This window comes from Pseudomonas sp. RA_35y_Pfl2_P32 (genome assembly GCF_963970735.1).
In the GTDB taxonomy this organism is placed as follows: domain Bacteria; phylum Pseudomonadota; class Gammaproteobacteria; order Pseudomonadales; family Pseudomonadaceae; genus Aquipseudomonas.
Window position 1 is genome coordinate 16,498 of record NZ_CAXAQF010000001.1, and the last position, 16,516, is coordinate 33,013.

12 protein-coding genes and 2 pseudogenes are annotated in these 16,516 nt (G+C 63.8%); 4 read left to right on the forward strand and 10 right to left on the reverse strand.

What is annotated here, in order from left to right; translation table 11 throughout:
* Window positions 1-246: 246 nt before the first annotated feature.
* Window positions 247-1,674, forward strand: a complete 1,428-nt coding sequence (arcD, locus tag AACY45_RS00070; RefSeq protein WP_339543573.1) for an arginine-ornithine antiporter — start codon at window positions 247-249, stop codon at window positions 1,672-1,674.
* Window positions 1,671-2,548, forward strand: a pseudogene (locus AACY45_RS00075) (DNA-3-methyladenine glycosylase family protein). The gene arcD and the pseudogene AACY45_RS00075 overlap by 4 nt, the downstream one beginning before the upstream one ends.
* Before the next feature lie 129 nt (window positions 2,549-2,677).
* Here the strand turns inward: AACY45_RS00075 and AACY45_RS00080 are convergent.
* The 10 genes and pseudogenes from AACY45_RS00080 to gap all read right to left on the reverse strand — a co-directional run bounded on the left by AACY45_RS00080 (window position 2,678) and on the right by gap (window position 13,499).
* The gene (locus tag AACY45_RS00080) at window positions 2,678-4,024 is read right to left on the reverse strand and encodes a CoA transferase (protein ID WP_339543574.1); all 1,347 of its coding nucleotides are present in this window, start codon (window positions 4,022-4,024) and stop codon (window positions 2,678-2,680) included.
* 57 nt (window positions 4,025-4,081) lie between these two features.
* On the reverse strand, window positions 4,082-4,837 hold the full coding sequence (locus tag AACY45_RS29200) for a methyl-accepting chemotaxis protein (RefSeq protein ID WP_371927865.1): 756 nt from the start codon (window positions 4,835-4,837) through the stop codon (window positions 4,082-4,084).
* A gap of 102 nt (window positions 4,838-4,939) precedes the next feature.
* Window positions 4,940-6,286 (reverse strand): annotated as a pseudogene (locus tag AACY45_RS29205) (PDC sensor domain-containing protein); the annotation flags it as partial.
* 87 nt (window positions 6,287-6,373) lie between these two features.
* Window positions 6,374-6,769: a YbaN family protein gene (locus AACY45_RS00090; protein ID WP_339543576.1), complete on the reverse strand. Its 396-nt coding sequence runs from the start codon at window positions 6,767-6,769 to the stop codon at window positions 6,374-6,376.
* Window positions 6,770-6,850: 81 nt separating this feature from the next.
* Window positions 6,851-7,459 carry a biliverdin-producing heme oxygenase gene (locus AACY45_RS00095; protein ID WP_339543577.1) on the reverse strand — a complete coding sequence of 203 codons (609 nt, stop codon included), beginning with the start codon at window positions 7,457-7,459 and terminating at the stop codon, window positions 6,851-6,853.
* A 122-nt stretch (window positions 7,460-7,581) separates the two neighbouring features.
* Window positions 7,582-10,170 carry a TonB-dependent receptor gene (locus tag AACY45_RS00100; RefSeq protein ID WP_339543578.1) on the reverse strand — a complete coding sequence of 863 codons (2,589 nt, stop codon included), beginning with the start codon at window positions 10,168-10,170 and terminating at the stop codon, window positions 7,582-7,584.
* A gap of 120 nt (window positions 10,171-10,290) precedes the next feature.
* A complete protein-coding gene (locus tag AACY45_RS00105; protein ID WP_339543579.1) occupies window positions 10,291-11,262 on the reverse strand; it encodes a FecR family protein in 972 nt (323 codons plus the stop codon).
* A gap of 119 nt (window positions 11,263-11,381) precedes the next feature.
* Entirely contained in the window at window positions 11,382-11,900 is a 519-nt protein-coding gene (locus AACY45_RS00110; protein ID WP_339543580.1) for an RNA polymerase sigma factor, read from the reverse strand.
* Window positions 11,901-11,978: 78 nt separating this feature from the next.
* On the reverse strand, window positions 11,979-12,443 hold the full coding sequence (locus tag AACY45_RS00115) for a methylglyoxal synthase (RefSeq protein WP_339543581.1): 465 nt from the start codon (window positions 12,441-12,443) through the stop codon (window positions 11,979-11,981).
* 54 nt (window positions 12,444-12,497) lie between these two features.
* Entirely contained in the window at window positions 12,498-13,499 is a 1,002-nt protein-coding gene (gene gap, locus AACY45_RS00120) for a type I glyceraldehyde-3-phosphate dehydrogenase (RefSeq protein ID WP_339543582.1), read from the reverse strand.
* A 223-nt stretch (window positions 13,500-13,722) separates the two neighbouring features.
* Here gap and edd point away from each other — a divergent pair, with 223 nt between their 5' ends.
* Window positions 13,723-15,549, forward strand: a complete 1,827-nt coding sequence (gene edd / locus AACY45_RS00125) for a phosphogluconate dehydratase (protein WP_339543583.1) — start codon at window positions 13,723-13,725, stop codon at window positions 15,547-15,549.
* Window positions 15,546-16,496: a glucokinase gene (locus AACY45_RS00130; RefSeq protein ID WP_339543584.1), complete on the forward strand. Its 951-nt coding sequence runs from the start codon at window positions 15,546-15,548 to the stop codon at window positions 16,494-16,496. Before edd ends, AACY45_RS00130 begins: the two co-directional genes overlap by 4 nt.
* Window positions 16,497-16,516 lie beyond the last annotated feature (20 nt).

Consider the following 16,516-nt stretch of genomic DNA (forward strand, 5'->3'; position numbering starts at 1 on the left):
AAGATATGAAGCTAGTTGGTTTCCCAGAATGTGAAAACTTTTGCCGGCTGTTTTCAGTACAGAGTGAATTTATCGGAAATGCTTCACAACGCTGGAAAAATCATCCGGCGGTATAGATAAGACTGTTCTAAACGAAGTCTAATTTTTATCCTTTAATGATAAACGTCTGGCTGCACTGGATATTTAATTGAGTGAACACTTGTTAGGGTTCGCCAACATGACAAAACGTCGATTTGAGAGGTAACGATGTCGCAACCGGCGCAAAAGCTCCGACTCAGTGCCTTGATCGCCCTGGTGGTCGGCTCGATGATTGGTGGCGGGATCTTTTCCTTGCCGCAGAACATGGCCGCCCGCGCCGATGCGGGGGCCGTGTTGATCGGCTGGGCCATCACCGCCGTGGGCATGCTGACCCTGGCCTTCGTGTTCCAGACCCTGGCCAACCGCAAGCCTGAACTGGACTCGGGGGTGTATGCCTACGCCAAGGCCGGGTTTGGTGACTACATGGGGTTTTCGTCGGCCTGGGGCTACTGGATGAGTGCCTGGCTGGGCAACGTCGGCTATTTCGTGCTGCTGTTCAGCACCCTGGGTTACTTCTTTCCGGTGTTTGGCCAGGGCAACACGCCCATTGCCATCGGCTGCGCCTCGGTGCTGCTGTGGGCCGTGCATTTCCTGGTGATGCGCGGGATCAAAGAGGCGGCGTTCATCAACCAGGTGACCACGGTGGCCAAGATCGTGCCGCTGGTGATGTTCATCGTGATTGCCGCCGTGGCGTTCAAGGCTGACATCTTTACCCGGGACATCTGGGGCCGCAGCAACCCGAACTTCGGCAGCGTGATGGACCAGGTGCGCAACATGATGCTGGTCACGGTGTTCGTGTTCATCGGCATCGAGGGTGCCAGCGTGTATTCGGCCCGCGCGGAAAAACGCTCCGACGTCGGCCGGGCCACGGTCATCGGCTTTATCGGGGTACTGGCGCTGCTGGTGCTGGTGAACGTGCTGTCGCTGGGGATCATGAGTCAGCCAGAACTGGCCAACCTGCAAAACCCTTCGCTGGCGGCCGTGCTGGAGCACATCGTCGGGCCGTGGGGCGCCTTGCTGATCAGCGTCGGCCTGGCCATTTCGTTGCTGGGGGCGCTGTTGTCCTGGGCGCTGCTGTGTGCCGAAATCCTGTTCGCCACGGCCCGGGACAAGACCATGCCGGCGTTCCTGAAAAAGGAAAACGCCAACCATGTGCCGGTCAATGCCCTGTGGCTGACCAACGCGATGATCCAGTTGTTCCTGCTGATCACCCTGTTTTCCGCCGGCACCTACACCAGCCTGATCTACCTCGCCTCGTCGATGATCCTGGTGCCCTACCTGTGGTCGGCGGCCTACGCGGTGCTGTTGAGTGGGCGGGGTGAGACCTATGAAAACGCCTCGGGCGAGCGCACCAAGGATTTGCTGATTGGTGCGATCGCCCTGGTCTATGCGGTCTGGCTGCTGTATGCCGGCGGGGTCAAGTACTTGCTGCTGTCGGCGCTGCTGTATGCACCGGGGGTGATTCTGTTCGCCAAGGCCAAGCATGAGCAGGGCGAGCCGCTGTTCACTCACATCGAAAAAGGCATTTTCGCCTGCGTGATTGCCGGGGCGTTGGTAGCGGCCTATGGCTTGTACAGCGGCGTGCTGAGTTTGTGAGGCTGACGCTCGACTATCAGGGGGCGTACGACTGGCCGGCCATGCTCGATTTCCTGGCGGCGCGGGCATCGACGGGCTCGAGGTGGTCCGCGCTGGGGCATACGCCCGCAGCTTCTGCCTGCACGGCGTGCAGGGGACGTTTGCCATCAGCCAGGCCCCGGGTCACGGGCTGGCGGTAGAACTGGCCTATGCCGATGCGGCGGCGTTGCCGCAGATCGTGGCGCGCGTGCGACGGATGTTCGACCTGGACGCGGACTTGCCGGCCATTCACCGGCACCTGGACGGGGACCCACTGCTGGCACCGTTGATTGCCCGACGCCCGGGCTTGCGTGTACCGGGCGCCTGGGACGGTCTGGAGTTGGCCATGCGGGCGGTACTGGGGCAGCAGATCAGTGTGGCGGCGGCGATCAAGCTGGCGGGCAAGCTGGTGGCGCAATACGGCGCGCCGCTGGCGGAGCCCAAGCCGTCGTGGCCGGGCCTGAGGCAGGTGTTTCCCGAGGCGCAGGTAGTGGCGTCGGCCGATCTGGCCACGCTGGGCATGCCCCGCAGCCGTGGGCGCACTTTGTCGGGGGTGGCCCGGGCGCTGCTGGAGAATCCCGGGCTGTTCGACGCTCGCGAGGACCTGCCAGCGTCCGTGGCGCCGTTGCTGGCGTTATGGGGCGTAGGTGACTGGACGGCCCAGTACATCGCCTTGCGCCAGATGCGCGAGGTGGATGCGTTTCCGCCGGGGGATGTGGGGCTGATCAAGGCGCTGGCCGCCCTTGAAGGCCAGCCCGTCAGCGCCCAGCACCTGTTGGCTCGGGCACAAGCCTGGCGGCCATACCGGGGTTATGCGGCGCAACTGTTGTGGACGTCCTTGAGCCGCGGGGATTGAGGCGTAGCAAAGGCCCGCTCCCCCAAGAATCTTGGCTGTCAGCAGATTTTGCAGACACCCGGCAAATTTGTCGGAGCTCACTGAACATGCAGGCACCCACGATCTCTGAATGCCCTTGGTCGCAGCTGTTCACCACCGTGCCCGATGGGCCCCCAGCTCCCCGGCCGGCAGCGCCCACTGCAAGGGCGTGCCGTTGATTTTCAACGGCACCTGCAGCCGATGGGCCGGTCCCCAGGCTGTTGGTTCCAGCAGCAGGCCCTGGTCGCTGGCCGCTTCGGCCCGCAAGGGCGGTTGCGGTGGGGCGGGCTGTTCCAGCAGCAGCTTCGCCGTGCGCGCCAGTGACAGACGGGCCGAGCCGCCGCAGCCGCTGGCCAGGCGGTTAGCCAACAGCTTGAGACAGCTGGCCGCCATCAGGTACCCGGTGGCGTGGTCCAGGGCCTGCACCGGCAGGGGCGTCGGTTGATCGTTGTGTTGCCAGGCCATGCCGGCTTCGGCGATGCCGGTGCTCATCTGCACCAGGCTGTCGAAGCCCCGGCGATGCTGCCAGGGACCGCTCCAGCCATAGGCATTGAGGCTGACGTCGATCAGTCCCGGGGCCAGCGCCTGGCGTTCGCGGGCACCGTAGCCGAGGCGTTCGAGGGCGTCGGCGCGGTAGCCGTGGAGCAGGATGTCGGCGTCCTTGAGCAGGGTTTCAAACACCTGGCGATCGCCGCGCTGGTGCAGGTCAAGGTGGGCGCAACGTTTGCCCAGGGTCATTTCCGCGACCACGCCCGGCTCATGCCAATGGGGTGGATCGATGCGCAGCACATCGGCGCCCAGCCCGGCGAGAAAACGACTGGCCGCGGGGCCGGCCAGGACCCGGGTCAGGTCCAGTACCCTGAGCCCCGCCAGCGGCCGGGCGACGGATCCGCACCCGCCATGGCGGCGTTCATCCTCTCGGGCTGCAAAGTTCACCAGTGGCTCGGCGTTGACGGCCACCCCCTGGGGATGGACCTGCCATTGCTGCCAGGAGCGCATGACCGCCGCGCAGCCCCCCGCGTCGACCACCGCCTGTTCCAGATCCTCCTTGGCCCACGACGCAACCTTGGCGGCCATCGCGCTGCGCTCGGTGCAGGCGCCCAGTACCCGTTCGGCGGCGCGTCGATGATGGGCGGCGTTGGTGTGCAGGCGGATCCAGCCATCGCCCGTGGCGTAGTCACCGGCGAGCGGATCCCACATCGGCGGCACCGTCCAGCCCTGCGGGCGCAGGGAGGTGGCGAACCAGAAGGACGCAAGGCGACGGTCGACTTCGAGGGCGGGTAAACGGCCGGTCTGTTGCAGCAGCAGTTCGCTGAGGGCCTGGCCGGCCACTGCAATGCTGGCGCAGGCCAAGTCGGTGACGGCAAACGCCGAGGGCAGGGCGCCTTCGGCGGTGAACGGGATGGCAGTTTTCTGCAAGCCCAGTGCGGCTTGCAGGGCAGTCAGCATAGCGGTCATCGAGAGCCCTCCGACAGAGGGCTCGAGAATAGAACAAAAGCGCTGGGGTGGGAGGGTCTACACCCGGAACTGGTCCATCAGTTTCATCTGGTGGGTGGCCAGGGAGTTGAGCTGACTGCTGATCTGCGCCGACTCGGTGGCTTGTTCGGTCAGGGTCTCGGTGACCGTGCGGATCGCCGAAACGTTGCGGTTGACCTCTTCGGCCACGGCGCTCTGCTGCTCGGCAGCGCTGGCGATCTGCAGGTTCATGTCGCTGATCACCGTGACTGCTTCGCTGATCTTGCCCAGGGCCTGCACCGCTTGCTGGATCTGCCCGGCGTTGTTGTGCGCCTGGGTCTGGCTCGAATGCATGGTGGCGACCACGCCGCGGGTGCCGGTCTGAATCCGCTCGATCACCAGGCGGATCTCCTCGACCGAATCCTGGGTTCGTTTGGCCAGGTTGCGCACTTCATCGGCGACCACCGCAAAGCCACGTCCGCTTTCCCCGGCGCGAGCCGCCTCGATCGCGGCGTTGAGGGCCAGCAGGTTGGTCTGTTCGGCGATGCTGCGGATGACTTCCAGCACCGAGCCGATCTGCTCGCTGTTGACGGCCAGCGCTTCGACTTCGGTCACCGCCTTGCTGACTTCTTCGGCCAGTTGATTGATGTCGCGGGTGCTGCGTTCGATGATCGACATCCCGTCCCGGGCCGACTGGTCCGCGCCCTTGGCGGCGCTGGCGGCATTCGAGGCGCTGTTGGCGACGTCATGGGCGGTGGCGCTCATTTCGTTGGAGGCCGTGGCGACCTGGTCGATTTCGCGGAACTGCACCTGCATGCCTTCACTGGTCTGGCGGGCGATTGCCGAGGACTGGTCGGCGGTGCCACGGGCGTCGGTGATGCTTTGCTTGATCTGCGCGATGGTCGGCTGCAGTTTGTCGAGGAAGCGGTTGAACCAGCTCACCAGCTCGCCCAACTCGTCTTGCTTGCTGTAGTTCAGGCGTTGGGTCAGGTCGCCGTCGCCGCTGGCAATCGCCTTGAGCATGGCGGCCACGCTGTTGATTGGCCGGGTTACGCCGGAGGCAGTCAACCCTATCAGTAGCAGGCCCAGCAGGCCGGCACCGATGGCCACGGCCAGGGTTTTGTAGGTGCCAAGCTCCTGGGCTTCATCGAGCACGGTTTGCAGCTTGAGCGAGTCGGCCAGCAGCACTTGCCGGGGCAGGTCGATCACCACGCCCCAAGGCTTGGTGTCGGCAATCGGGCTGACCGGCAGCACCGCGCGGATCAGGTCGCCCTGCTGGAGAATCTTCGCGGTGTTGGCGTTGAGCAGTTGCAGCACGTCCTTGCCGTCGTTGCCCAGGGCCTCGACGAGGTTTTTCCCCAGCTTGCTGGCGTCGGTGCTATAGCCGGCCAGCACACCGCTGCCGGACACGATCAGCATGTGCCCGGCACCGTCGAACAGGTCCCGCTGGGAGCTGAGGGCGGCGGCTTGCAGGGCGTCGAGGGAAAGGTCGATACCGACCACGCCGATGGCCTTGCCATTGACCAGCAACGGCACGGAAATACTGGTCATCAGCATTTCCTTGCCGCCGACGGTGTCGGCGTAGGGGTCGAGCAGGCAGGTGCGCTTGCTGTCGCGGGGGCAGGTGTACCAACTGTTGTACGGGGTGCCACTGAGGTTGAGGGTGGTCTTGGTCATGTCCTCTTCGGTCATGATGGTGTTTTGCCCGGTCCCCCCGGCACGGCTCCAGTAACTGGCGAAACGTCCGGCTTCGTTGGACCGGCGGGCGGCATCGTTGACGAACCCCTGGTCCTGGCCGTCCAGGCCATTGGGTTCGAACGCCAGCCAGATTCCCAACACTCTGCTGTTGCGCTCGAAGGCGGTCTTCAGGCTCAGGTTCAACTCCTCGCGCAGGGCGCCCGGATCCAGGGCACGCTGACCGGCCAGGCGGCGCAGATCGGTGATCTGGTCGGCCAGGGCGGTCACCACCAGCAGGCTTTCGCCGAAGGTCTTCTGCACCCGCACCGCTTGCTCGGCAGCCTTGGCCTGGAGCAGGCTCTCGACGCTGGCGGTGAGCATTCGGGTGCTGGAGGCGCTGACCAGTTGATCGTTCTGATTGGTCTGGTAGATGTTCATGCCGACGATCAGGCCCACCACGCCTAACAGGCACAGTCCGGACAACAGCACGATTTTCAGGCGGATGGAAAGAGAGTCGAACATGGGGCGATCTCGCGAAGGGATGACTGGTGGGCTGAGGGTCGTGAGCAACCCGCTCGCCAAATCCATTCAGCGCCATGTGTGACACATCGGCTTACAAAGGCTGGGCATGAGCAAAAGCCGACGAACGGTCGCTTTCGCGACTGGGGGCGGGCCTCAGGAGGTGTGTGGCAGGGACTCGGGGCGCGACCAGATCCACAGGTTGCCCAGGCTCATGCCAGCGATGGCGAGGTAGATCGGCCAACCGTGATCGAGCATCAGCAGCATCAGCCCCGCACACAGCAGCATGCTGACGGTGGCACTGATCTTGGCCCGGCGCGCAACAATCTTGCCGTTGCGCCAGTTTTTCAGGATCGGCCCGAACAGCCGATGGTTTTCCAGCCACGCACTCAGGCGCGGCGAACTCTTGGTCGCCGCCCAAGCGGCCAGCAGGATGAACTCGGTGGTGGGCAACCCCGGCACGACAATGGCGATCAGACCAATGCCCAGGCTGACGTAGGCCAGCAGGCCGTAGAGGATGCGCGCGAGTTGGGAGGGGGCGAGGCGAGACATGGGTTTTTCAGAGGCTGACCGCAAGGCTGGATCGGAATGCTACAGGTTTGCCCTGCCCAAGCAGGTTGGGCAGGGGGTCGGTCAGGCCAGTTCAGGCGCGGTGGCGTAGGCCTGTTCCAGCAATACGGTGAAGCGGTTGAAGGCGTCGATGGCACCTTTGTCGACAGCGGCTTCTTCTTCGGTGCTGAATGCCAGGCCGTCGAGGGTCCTGACGAAGTTTTTCCAACCTTCGGCGCGACCACCGGCCGGTTCACCCAGGTGGCGGGCACCGAAGGTTTCGCTCAGGCCCAAGCCCACGGCACGCTTGATCAGGAAGGCGGCACCGAGTTTCGAGCCTTCGGATACGAAGAGCCAGCCCAGGGCCTCGGCCTTGCTCGGCTGTTTTACAGCGTCTGCCACCGGGGCCGGGATCGGGGTGTCGAGGTCAGCCAGGTCGGCCTTGGCGTCGTCGGCGCGGCAGCGTTCTGCCAGGTCGGGGACGATGGCGATCAGCTCGGGATCGTTGTACAGCGACTTCAGTTCCGACTGGAACAGGTACTGGGCCACGACAAAACGGGCGAAGTTGGCCTGGGTTTCAAACGGCGCATGGGCCTTGACCAGGGCGTCGAGCTTGGCATGGGGCTCGTGGGTGATCTGGTTCAGGCGTTGGGAACGCAGGCTCGGGCGTTGAGTAGGGTCGGCAGCGGTCATGGAGAAGTCCTTGAGAATGAGATGCGCTTGGTAACTAGACGAATCAGGAGACGCAGCACAGTAAAAAATCCTCGCTGCGCCTGGGAAAAAGGCGCAACGAGATTTCCATCAGTGGCTAACGATCAGATATCCCAGATCAGGTTGATCGCGAAGTTGCGGCCTGGCTCGGTCAGGCGATCGAGGTTGGCCGGGCTGAGCACGGCGGCCTCGCCGACGCTGTCGTAACCGCGCACGTTGTCCCACTGCCAGTACTTCTTGTCCGCCAGGTTATACACGCCCGCACTGAGGGTCACGTCGTCGCTGACCTTGTAGAAACCGGCCAGGTCGAGCACGCCGTAGCCTGGGGTCTTGAACTGGCTGCTGACACCGTCCGGCGACTTGAAGCTGCTGTCGTCCACCAGGTTCTTCTTCTGCACCAGGGTCCAGCTGAGCAAGGCGCCGTAGCTGTCCTGGTCATAGCCCAGGCCGAGCACGCCGGTCAGCGGGTTGACCGAGTTGAGTGGCTCGCCGGTGTCGTTGTTGCGACCGTGGGCGTAGGCAATCGAGCCCCGGGTGTAGAGGCCCTGTGGTGCGCCGAAGGTATCGAGGTTCAGGCGCCCCTTGAGCTCTACGCCCTTGATGGTGGCGTGCTTGATGTTGTTGCTCTGGAAGGTCAGCTCGTTGTAGCCGGGGGTCACGGCGTCTTCGTTGATGAAGTCGCGGTACTTGTTATAGAACACCACCATGTCGAAATTGCCGGCCTCGAAGTTGCCGCGCAGGCCGGTCTCGTAGCTCTGGCTTTTTTCCGGCTCCAGGTCCGGGTTCGGCGCCACGCTGTAGCCCGGGTTGGTGTTTTCGAAGCGACCGTACAAGGCCTTGGCGGTCGGGGTGCGGAAGCCTTCGGCGTACTGGCCGAACCAGGTGTAGTTGTCGTTCAGCGTGTAGGTCAGGCCGAACCTGGGCGTGACCCGGTGCCAGGTCTTGTTCTCGTCGCTGACGGTGCCCAGGCCATCAGGCGCTACGGTGTTGAGGAACTCCTGGGTGACATGGGGCTTGAGCTTGGTGTAGTCGTAGCGCAGGCCCGGGAGGAAGGTCCAGTCGTTCCAGGTGATCTGGTCCTGGGCGAACAGGCTGTAGGTGTCGAGGGTCGGGTCCGGGAAGTCGCTGGATTTTTTCAGCACATCGCCGGGGCTGATGGCGCCGACGGCGCTGCAGCCACGGCCTACCGCCAGGCAGGTGCCGCTGCCGCTGCGCGAGCCGGTGACTTTCTGGTGTTTGATGTTGGTGCCGTAGGTCAGCACATGGCCGGTCTCGCCGATGGTGAACGCCTTGTCCAGTTGGGCGTCGAACACCCACTGCTTTTCCTCGTAGAGGGTTTCGCGCGAGCGCATCACGTTACGGCTGAACGGGAAGTAGTTTTCCAGGGTGGTCTGGTCAGTCTTGGCGATCTGGTAGTTCAGGCTCCACTTGAGGTTGTCCACCAGCAGGGCATCGACGGCGAAGCTGTTTTCCAGGCCAAAACGTTCGCGGCTGACGGTGTCGTTACCGGTGCGCGAGCGGTACATGCCCAGGGGCTGGCCGTTGTTGAACGGGCCGCCGACGGCGCTTAGCTGGTCGGAGTCGCGGTCGTCCTTGTACTTCTCGTAGGTCAGGCCCAGGCGTGCATCTTCGGCGTAGTTCCAGCCGGCCTTGGCCAGCACGTTAGTGGTGCGCACGTCTTCCGGGTTGGCCGCGGTGCGATCCAGGCCGGTGCCGTTGTTGTGGCCGTAGGATTCGGTTTCATGGCCATCGCGCTGGCTGAAGTGCAGCAGGCCGTCGAACTGATCGGCGCGCCCGGCGACGGTGGCGGATTTCAGCCAGCTGTCATTGGCGGAGCTGTAACCGGTTTTCAGGCGGGCACCGACATCCTGGCCGGGCTTGATGATGTCGTCCGGGTCGAGGGTGAAGTAGCTCACCGCGCCGCCGATGGCGTTGCTGCCGTACAGCACTGACGCCGGGCCGCGGAGGATTTCCACGCGCTTGACGATTTCCGGGTCGACGTAGTTGCGTTGGGTCTTGGCGTATGGGCCGTTGAAGAAACCGTTGGGAATCTCGACGCCGTCGACCTGGGTCAGGATCCGGTCGCCGTCGATGCCGCGAATGTTGTAGCCGCTGATGCCGCCCCGGGTGCCGGTACCGCCGACCGATACGCCCGGCTCATAGCGCACCAGCTCCTTGATGGTGTTGACGTTGTTGCGATCCAATTCTTCGCGGGTGTGCACGGTCACGGTGCTGGGCACGCTGTCGACGCTCTGCTCCTGGCGCGTGGCGCTGATGGTCATCTGCTGCAGGGCAAGGGTGCCGCCGGCGCTGCGTTTCTCCAGCACGATGTTGTTGCTGCCCAGCTTGCGATAGCTCAGGTTGGTCCCCACCAACAGGCGATCCAGGGCTTTTTCCGGGGTCAGTGCGCCGTGCACGCCTGGCGAGGCCACGCCTTGCGCCAGTTCTGCCGGCAAGCCGACTTGCCAGCCGGTGACGGCGGTGAACGCATTGAGGGCCGAGACCAGTGGCTGCTGGGCAATGGCGAAACTGTAGTCGCCCAGGGTGCGGCTTGGCTGTTGGGCCGGGGTGGCCGCCATGACAGGCGCGGCCTGGGTACCGGCCAGCAGCATGGCAGCGGTCAGCAGGGACAGCGTGCAGTTGTGCACGCGGGCGGAAGGTGAAGAGGACCGGCGGGTAAGGCGAGAGGACATCGATAGCGCTCCGTGTCGCACGAATCGTATAGGTGCAGATTGGCATCAGAGATGCGAATCAATTGCATTGGCTATAACGAGACGTACGGGAAATGACTATCGAGTAAAAATAATTCTCATTCAGTTCAGGATCACCAGCGCCGGGAATTCCTGGAGCTTGGCGGAGGTGATCTGCGCCAGCGACCGGACCACGTCCAGTGGCTGGTCGAGGCGGTAGTTGCCGGTGACCGAAACGTTGGCCAACTGTTCGTTGTTGTTGATGATCCAGCCCGGGTAGTAGCGGCGCAGCTCGGCCAGGACCTGGTTCAGCGGGCAGTTTTCGAACACCAGGCGGCCCTGGACCCACGCCAGGTCAGTCGCCGGGTCGAGGCGGGCCGGTTGATCGAAACCATTGGGCCCGATGCGAATGCTTTCGCCGGCGCTCAGGCGCACCCGGGCATCGCTGTGGGCGCTGCGCAGGTCGACATCGCCGCGCTGCACCCGCACTTGGGCGACGCCGTCCAGGTAGCGCACGGCAAAAGAGGTGTCGCGCACGCTGGCGGTGACCGGTCCGGCATCGATTTCCAGGGGCAGGCCACGATTGGCGGCCACCTCGAAATAGGCTTCGCCCTGGAACAGGCGGGCCACGCGTTGTTGATCGTTGATGGTGCTGGAGAAGGCTGAGTTGGTATTGAGCAGGACTTTCGAGCCGTCCTCCAATTGCAGGCGCTGGCGCTCGCCGACCACGGTCAAGTGATCGGCCTGCAGGCGCATGGGCAGGTTGCTGAAACTGAACAGGCCGAGCAGCAGCACCGCCGCGCTGGCCAGGGGTTTCCAATGGGGGCGCAGGCGCCCGAGCACACTGACCTTGCGCTTGGCGCGGTCTAGCGTCTGTGCGCACTGCGCCACTTGCGGGCCGTCCCAGATGGCCTGGGCCATGGCGAAGGCCTCGGCGTTGCGCGGGTCGGCGGCGAGCCAGGCGTGGAACTCACGGCTTTGTGTCTCGCTCGGACTGTCCAGCACGATCAGCCAGTCCAGGGCCTGGTCCATCGCCCGGGTGCTGGCTGAATCCCGCGCCGGGGTTGGCGGGTGGGAGTGGTGGCTGTCCGTCACGGGTGTTCCTCGGCCACGTCTGCGCGCGGCTGGTTCTGGATAAGAGTGTTACAAACTTCGACTAAGGGTAACAAAGCCGACGCCTTGACGCAGGAGTGCAAAACCAGGGGCCGACCGACTCAACGGCCATTGAGACGGTCGGCGACGCCAACACAGATCGCCATGATCAGCTTCAGGTCCTTTTGCACGGTGCTCAGGGACACGCTGAGTTTCTCGGCGATCTCCAGGTAGCTGTGGCCGTGCAGGCGGCTGAGGATGAAAATCTGTTGTTGGCGCGGGGTCAGTTGGTTGAGGCTGATGTTCAAGCGCTCGAGCATCTGTTCGGCATGGGCGGCGTCCTCGGCACTGCTGAGCGGCGCGGCGACATTCTGCACCACCTCCAGCGGTACATCCTCGAGCATCGTGCGTGACTGGATACGGCGGGCGCGCAGGTGGTCCAGCGCCAGGTTGCGGGCGGTTTGAAAGACGAAGGGTTCCAGGTGGTCGATGGCCCGTTCATTCAGGGCCCGGGTCACGCGCAGGTAGGTTTCCTGCAACAGGTCCTCGGCGGTGCTGTGGTTATTGACCATCCGCTCCAGGGTGCGCAGCAGCGAGACGCGCTGGGCGAGGAAGACGTGGTTGAAGCGCGCTTGACTCACAGTAAGACCTGATCGATTTCAAGCGAATGATAATGCTTATCATCCGTACCGATGGTCAAGCGCTTCTTTCTGTAGGAATTATCGGCGGCCTTGCAGGTAGGCCGGGTAATCGGGGATCCGGTGGGCGTGTGGCTGATCCAGCAGCGGGCTGCTGAGCAGGTAGTCGGCGCTGCATTCGTTGCAGGCCACCGCAATGTTCCAGACGGCCGCTACCCGCAGCAGCGCCTTGATGTCCGGGTCGTGGGGTTGTGGTTCGAAGGGGTCCCAGAAGAACACCAGCAGGTCCACGCGCTGTTCGGCGATTTGCGCCCCCAGTTGCTGATCACCACCCAGTGGGCCGCTGATCATGCTTTGCACGGGCAGGTCCAGGCGTTGGCTGAGCAGCAGGCCGGTGGTGCCGGTGGCGACCAGTTCATGTTGGGCGAGCTTGTGCCTCTGGCGCTCGGCCCAGTCGAGCAGGAATACCTTGCAGTGGTCATGGGCGACCAGGGCGATGCGCTTGCGCGCCGCCATGGTTTTTTCGGTGAAGGTGATGCCGATCATCGGGGGGCTCCAACAAAACCAGAGGGGAGCTGCCGGTGGCAGCTCCAGCATTGCTTACTCGGCGTTGCACAGCGCCAGGCAGTTATCCAGCATACGGTTGGAGAAACCCCATTCGTTGTCATACCAGGCCAGGACCTTGAGCAGCTTGCCGCTGACTTTGGTGTGGTTGGCGTCGAAAATCGACGACAGCGGGTTGTGGTTGAAGTCGCTGGAGACCAGGGGCAGGGTGTTGTAGCCGAGGATCTTGGAGTGCCGGCTGGCCTCGCGCAGCAGCGCGTTGACCTCATCGGCGGTGGCTTCGCGCTTGAGCTGCACGGTCAGGTCCACCAGCGAGACGTTGATCACCGGCACACGCACGGCCATGCCGGTCAGCTTGCCGGCCAGTTCCGGCAGCACCAGGCCCACCGCTTCTGCGGCACCGGTCTTGCTCGGAATCATGTTCTGGGTGGCCGACCGGGCGCGGTACGGGTCGCTGTGGTAGACGTCCGTCAGGTTCTGGTCGTTGGTGTAGGCGTGGATGGTGGTCATCAGGCCACTCTCGATGCCCAGCTCGCGGTGCAGCACCTGGGCCACCGGGGCCAGGCAGTTGGTGGTGCACGAGGCGTTGGAAATGATTTGGTGCGACTGGCGCAGGATGTCGTGGTTGACCCCGTAGACCACGGTCGCATCGGCGCCCTTGGCCGGAGCCGAAATGATCACTTTGCGCGCGCCGGCGCTAATATGCGCGGCGGCCTTGGCCCGGTCGGTGAACAGACCGGTGCATTCGAACACCACGTCGATCTTTTCCGCAGCCCAGGGCAGGTCGGCCGGGTTGCGAATGGCGCTGACCGCGATGCGGTCGCCGTTGACCGTCAGGCTCTCCTGGTCGTGCTGCACCTGGGCGTCAAACGTGCCGTGCACGGTGTCGTACTTGAGCAGGTGGGCGTTCATCGAGCTGTCGCCCAGGTCGTTGATGGCGACGATTTGCAAATCCTGACGGTAGCCTTGGGTATACAGTGCCCGTAGGACGTTGCGGCCAATACGGCCAAAACCATTGATTGCGATTCGAAGAGTCATTTGAGCAGCGCCGCCGTCGTTTTGTTGTTGGAATTACAAGATTATTCGCATAAAAATAGAAAACAAGCCTTTTTAGTGGCAATATTTTGTCTTATCTACAACGAGTGACCTGAATCAACTGGTCCGAGTGGTCAAGAAAACCGTCAGCGCGACCCGCGTGGACGCCTCTTGGCCAGCATAGACACGAACAGGTCGCCACATCCGTTAGCCTGGAGTTCTACACATGCATCCCCGCGTACTTGAGGTCACCGAACGGCTTATCACCCGTAGCCGCGCTACCCGTGAGGCTTACCTTGCATTGATTCGCGGCGCCGCCAGTGATGGCCCGATGCGCGGCAAGCTGCAATGTGCCAACTTCGCCCACGGCGTGGCCGGGTGCGGCACCGAAGACAAGCAAAGCCTGCGGATGATGAACGCGGCCAACGTGGCAATTGTTTCGTCATATAACGACATGCTCTCGGCGCACCAGCCGTACGAGACCTACCCGGAACAGATCAAGCAGGCGCTGCGCGAGATCGGCTCGGTCGGTCAGTTCGCCGGGGGTGTCCCGGCGATGTGTGACGGGGTGACCCAGGGCGAGCCGGGCATGGAGCTGGGAATTGCCAGCCGTGAAGTGATCGCGCTGTCGACCGCCGTGGCGCTGTCCCACAACATGTTCGATGCGGCCATGATGCTGGGCATCTGCGACAAAATCGTCCCGGGCCTGATGATGGGTTCGCTGCGCTTTGGTCACCTGCCGACCATCTTCGTCCCGGGTGGGCCGATGGTTTCGGGGATTTCCAACAAGGAAAAAGCCGACGTACGTCAGCGCTACGCCGAAGGCAAGGCCAGCCGCGAAGAGCTGCTGGAATCGGAAATGAAGTCCTACCACAGCCCGGGCACGTGCACCTTCTACGGCACCGCCAACACCAACCAGTTGCTGATGGAAGTCATGGGCCTGCACCTGCCGGGGGCTTCGTTCGTCAACCCGAACACCCCGCTGCGTGATGCCCTGACCCGCGAAGCGGCGTTCCAGATCACGCGCCTGACCAAGCAGAGCGGCAACTTCATGCCGATCGGCGAAATCGTCGACGAGCGCTCGCTGGTCAACTCGATCGTGGCCCTGCACGCCACCGGTGGCTCGACCAACCACACCCTGCACATGCCGGCGATTGCCATGGCTGCGGGCATCCAGCTGACCTGGCAGGACATGGCCGACCTCTCCGAGGTGGTGCCGACCCTGAGCCACGTCTACCCGAACGGCAAGGCCGACATCAACCACTTCCAGGCGGCGGGCGGCATGTCGTTCCTGATCCGTGAACTGCTGGCGGCCGGTCTGCTCCATGAAAACGTCAACACCGTGGCCGGCCACGGCCTGAGTCGCTACACCCAGGAGCCCTTCCTCGAGGACGGCCAACTGGTATGGCGCGAAGGCCCGAGCGAAAGCCTCGATGAAAACATCCTGCGGCCGGTGGCCCGGGCGTTCTCGGCCGAAGGCGGCCTGCGCGTGATGGAAGGCAACCTGGGGCGCGGGGTGATGAAAGTCTCGGCGGTGGCCCCGGAGCATCAGGTGGTCGAGGCTCCAGCCATGGTGTTCCAGGACCAGCAGGACCTGGCCGATGCGTTCAAGGCTGGCCTGCTGGAGAAGGATTTTGTCGCGGTGATGCGCTTCCAGGGCCCGCGTTCCAACGGTATGCCGGAGCTGCACAAGATGACCCCGTTCCTCGGCGTGCTGCAGGATCGTGGCTTCAAAGTGGCGCTGGTCACGGACGGGCGGATGTCCGGTGCGTCGGGGAAAATCCCGGCGGCCATTCACGTCAGCCCCGAGGCTTTTGTCGGTGGTGCTTTGGCCCGCGTGCAAGAGGGCGATATGATCCGCGTCGATGGCGTCAAAGGCACTCTGCAAGTGCTGGTGGACGCCGCAGAATTTGCCGCGCGCACCCCGGCCACTGGCCTGCTGGATAACGGCATTGGTTGCGGGCGCGAACTGTTCGGTTTCATGCGCATGGCCTTCAGCTCGGCAGAGCAGGGCGCCAGCGCCTTTACCTCTGCCTTGGAGACCCTTAAGTGAAGCTAGCGCTGGTCGGTGACATTGGTGGTACCAATGCGCGTTTTGCCTTGTGGAAAGACCAGCACCTGGAGTCGGTCCAGGTGCTGGCGACAGCCGACTTTGCCTGCCCGGAAGACGCCATTGGTGTCTATCTCAAGGGCCTGGGCCTGGCGCCCGGCGCGATCGGTGCGGTCTGCCTGTCGGTGGCCGGTCCGGTCAGTGGCGATGAGTTTCGCTTCACCAACAACCACTGGCGCCTGAGTCGCAGGGCGTTCTGCGAGGCCTTGCAGCTCGAGCGCCTGTTGCTGGTGAATGATTTCTCGGCCATGGCCCTGGGCATGACCCGCCTGCAGCCGGAGGAGTTTCGCGTGGTCTGCGCGGGCACCCCCGAGCCGTTGCGCCCGGCGGTGGTGATCGGCCCGGGCACGGGCCTGGGGGTCGGCACCTTGCTCGATCAGGGACAGGGACGCTGGGCGGCCCTGCCCGGTGAGGGCGGGCATGTCGACCTGCCGTTGAGCAGCCCACGGGAAACCCAGCTGTGGCAGCACCTCTATAGCGAAATGGGCCATGTCAGCGCAGAAACCGTGCTCTGCGGCGGTGGCTTGCCACGGCTGTACCGGGCGATCTGCGCGGTAGACGGGCACGCGCCAACACTCGACACCCCGCAAGCCATCACCGCCGCCGGCCTGGCCGGCGACCCGATTGCCCGCGAAGTGCTCGAGCAGTTCTGCTGCTGGCTGGGTCGGGTGGCGGGCAACAACGTGCTGACCACCGGTGCCCGTGGCGGGGTCTACATTGTCGGTGGGGTGATCCCGCGGTTTGCCGATTTTTTCCTGGAAAGTGGATTCGCCCGTTGTTTTGCCGACAAGGGCTGCATGAGCAAGTATTTCCAGGGTATTCCGGTGTGGCTGGTGACCGCCCCGTATTCCGGCCTGGTGGGTGCGGGTGTGGCGCTCGAACAGGCATAATCCGCCCCTTTCATAACAAT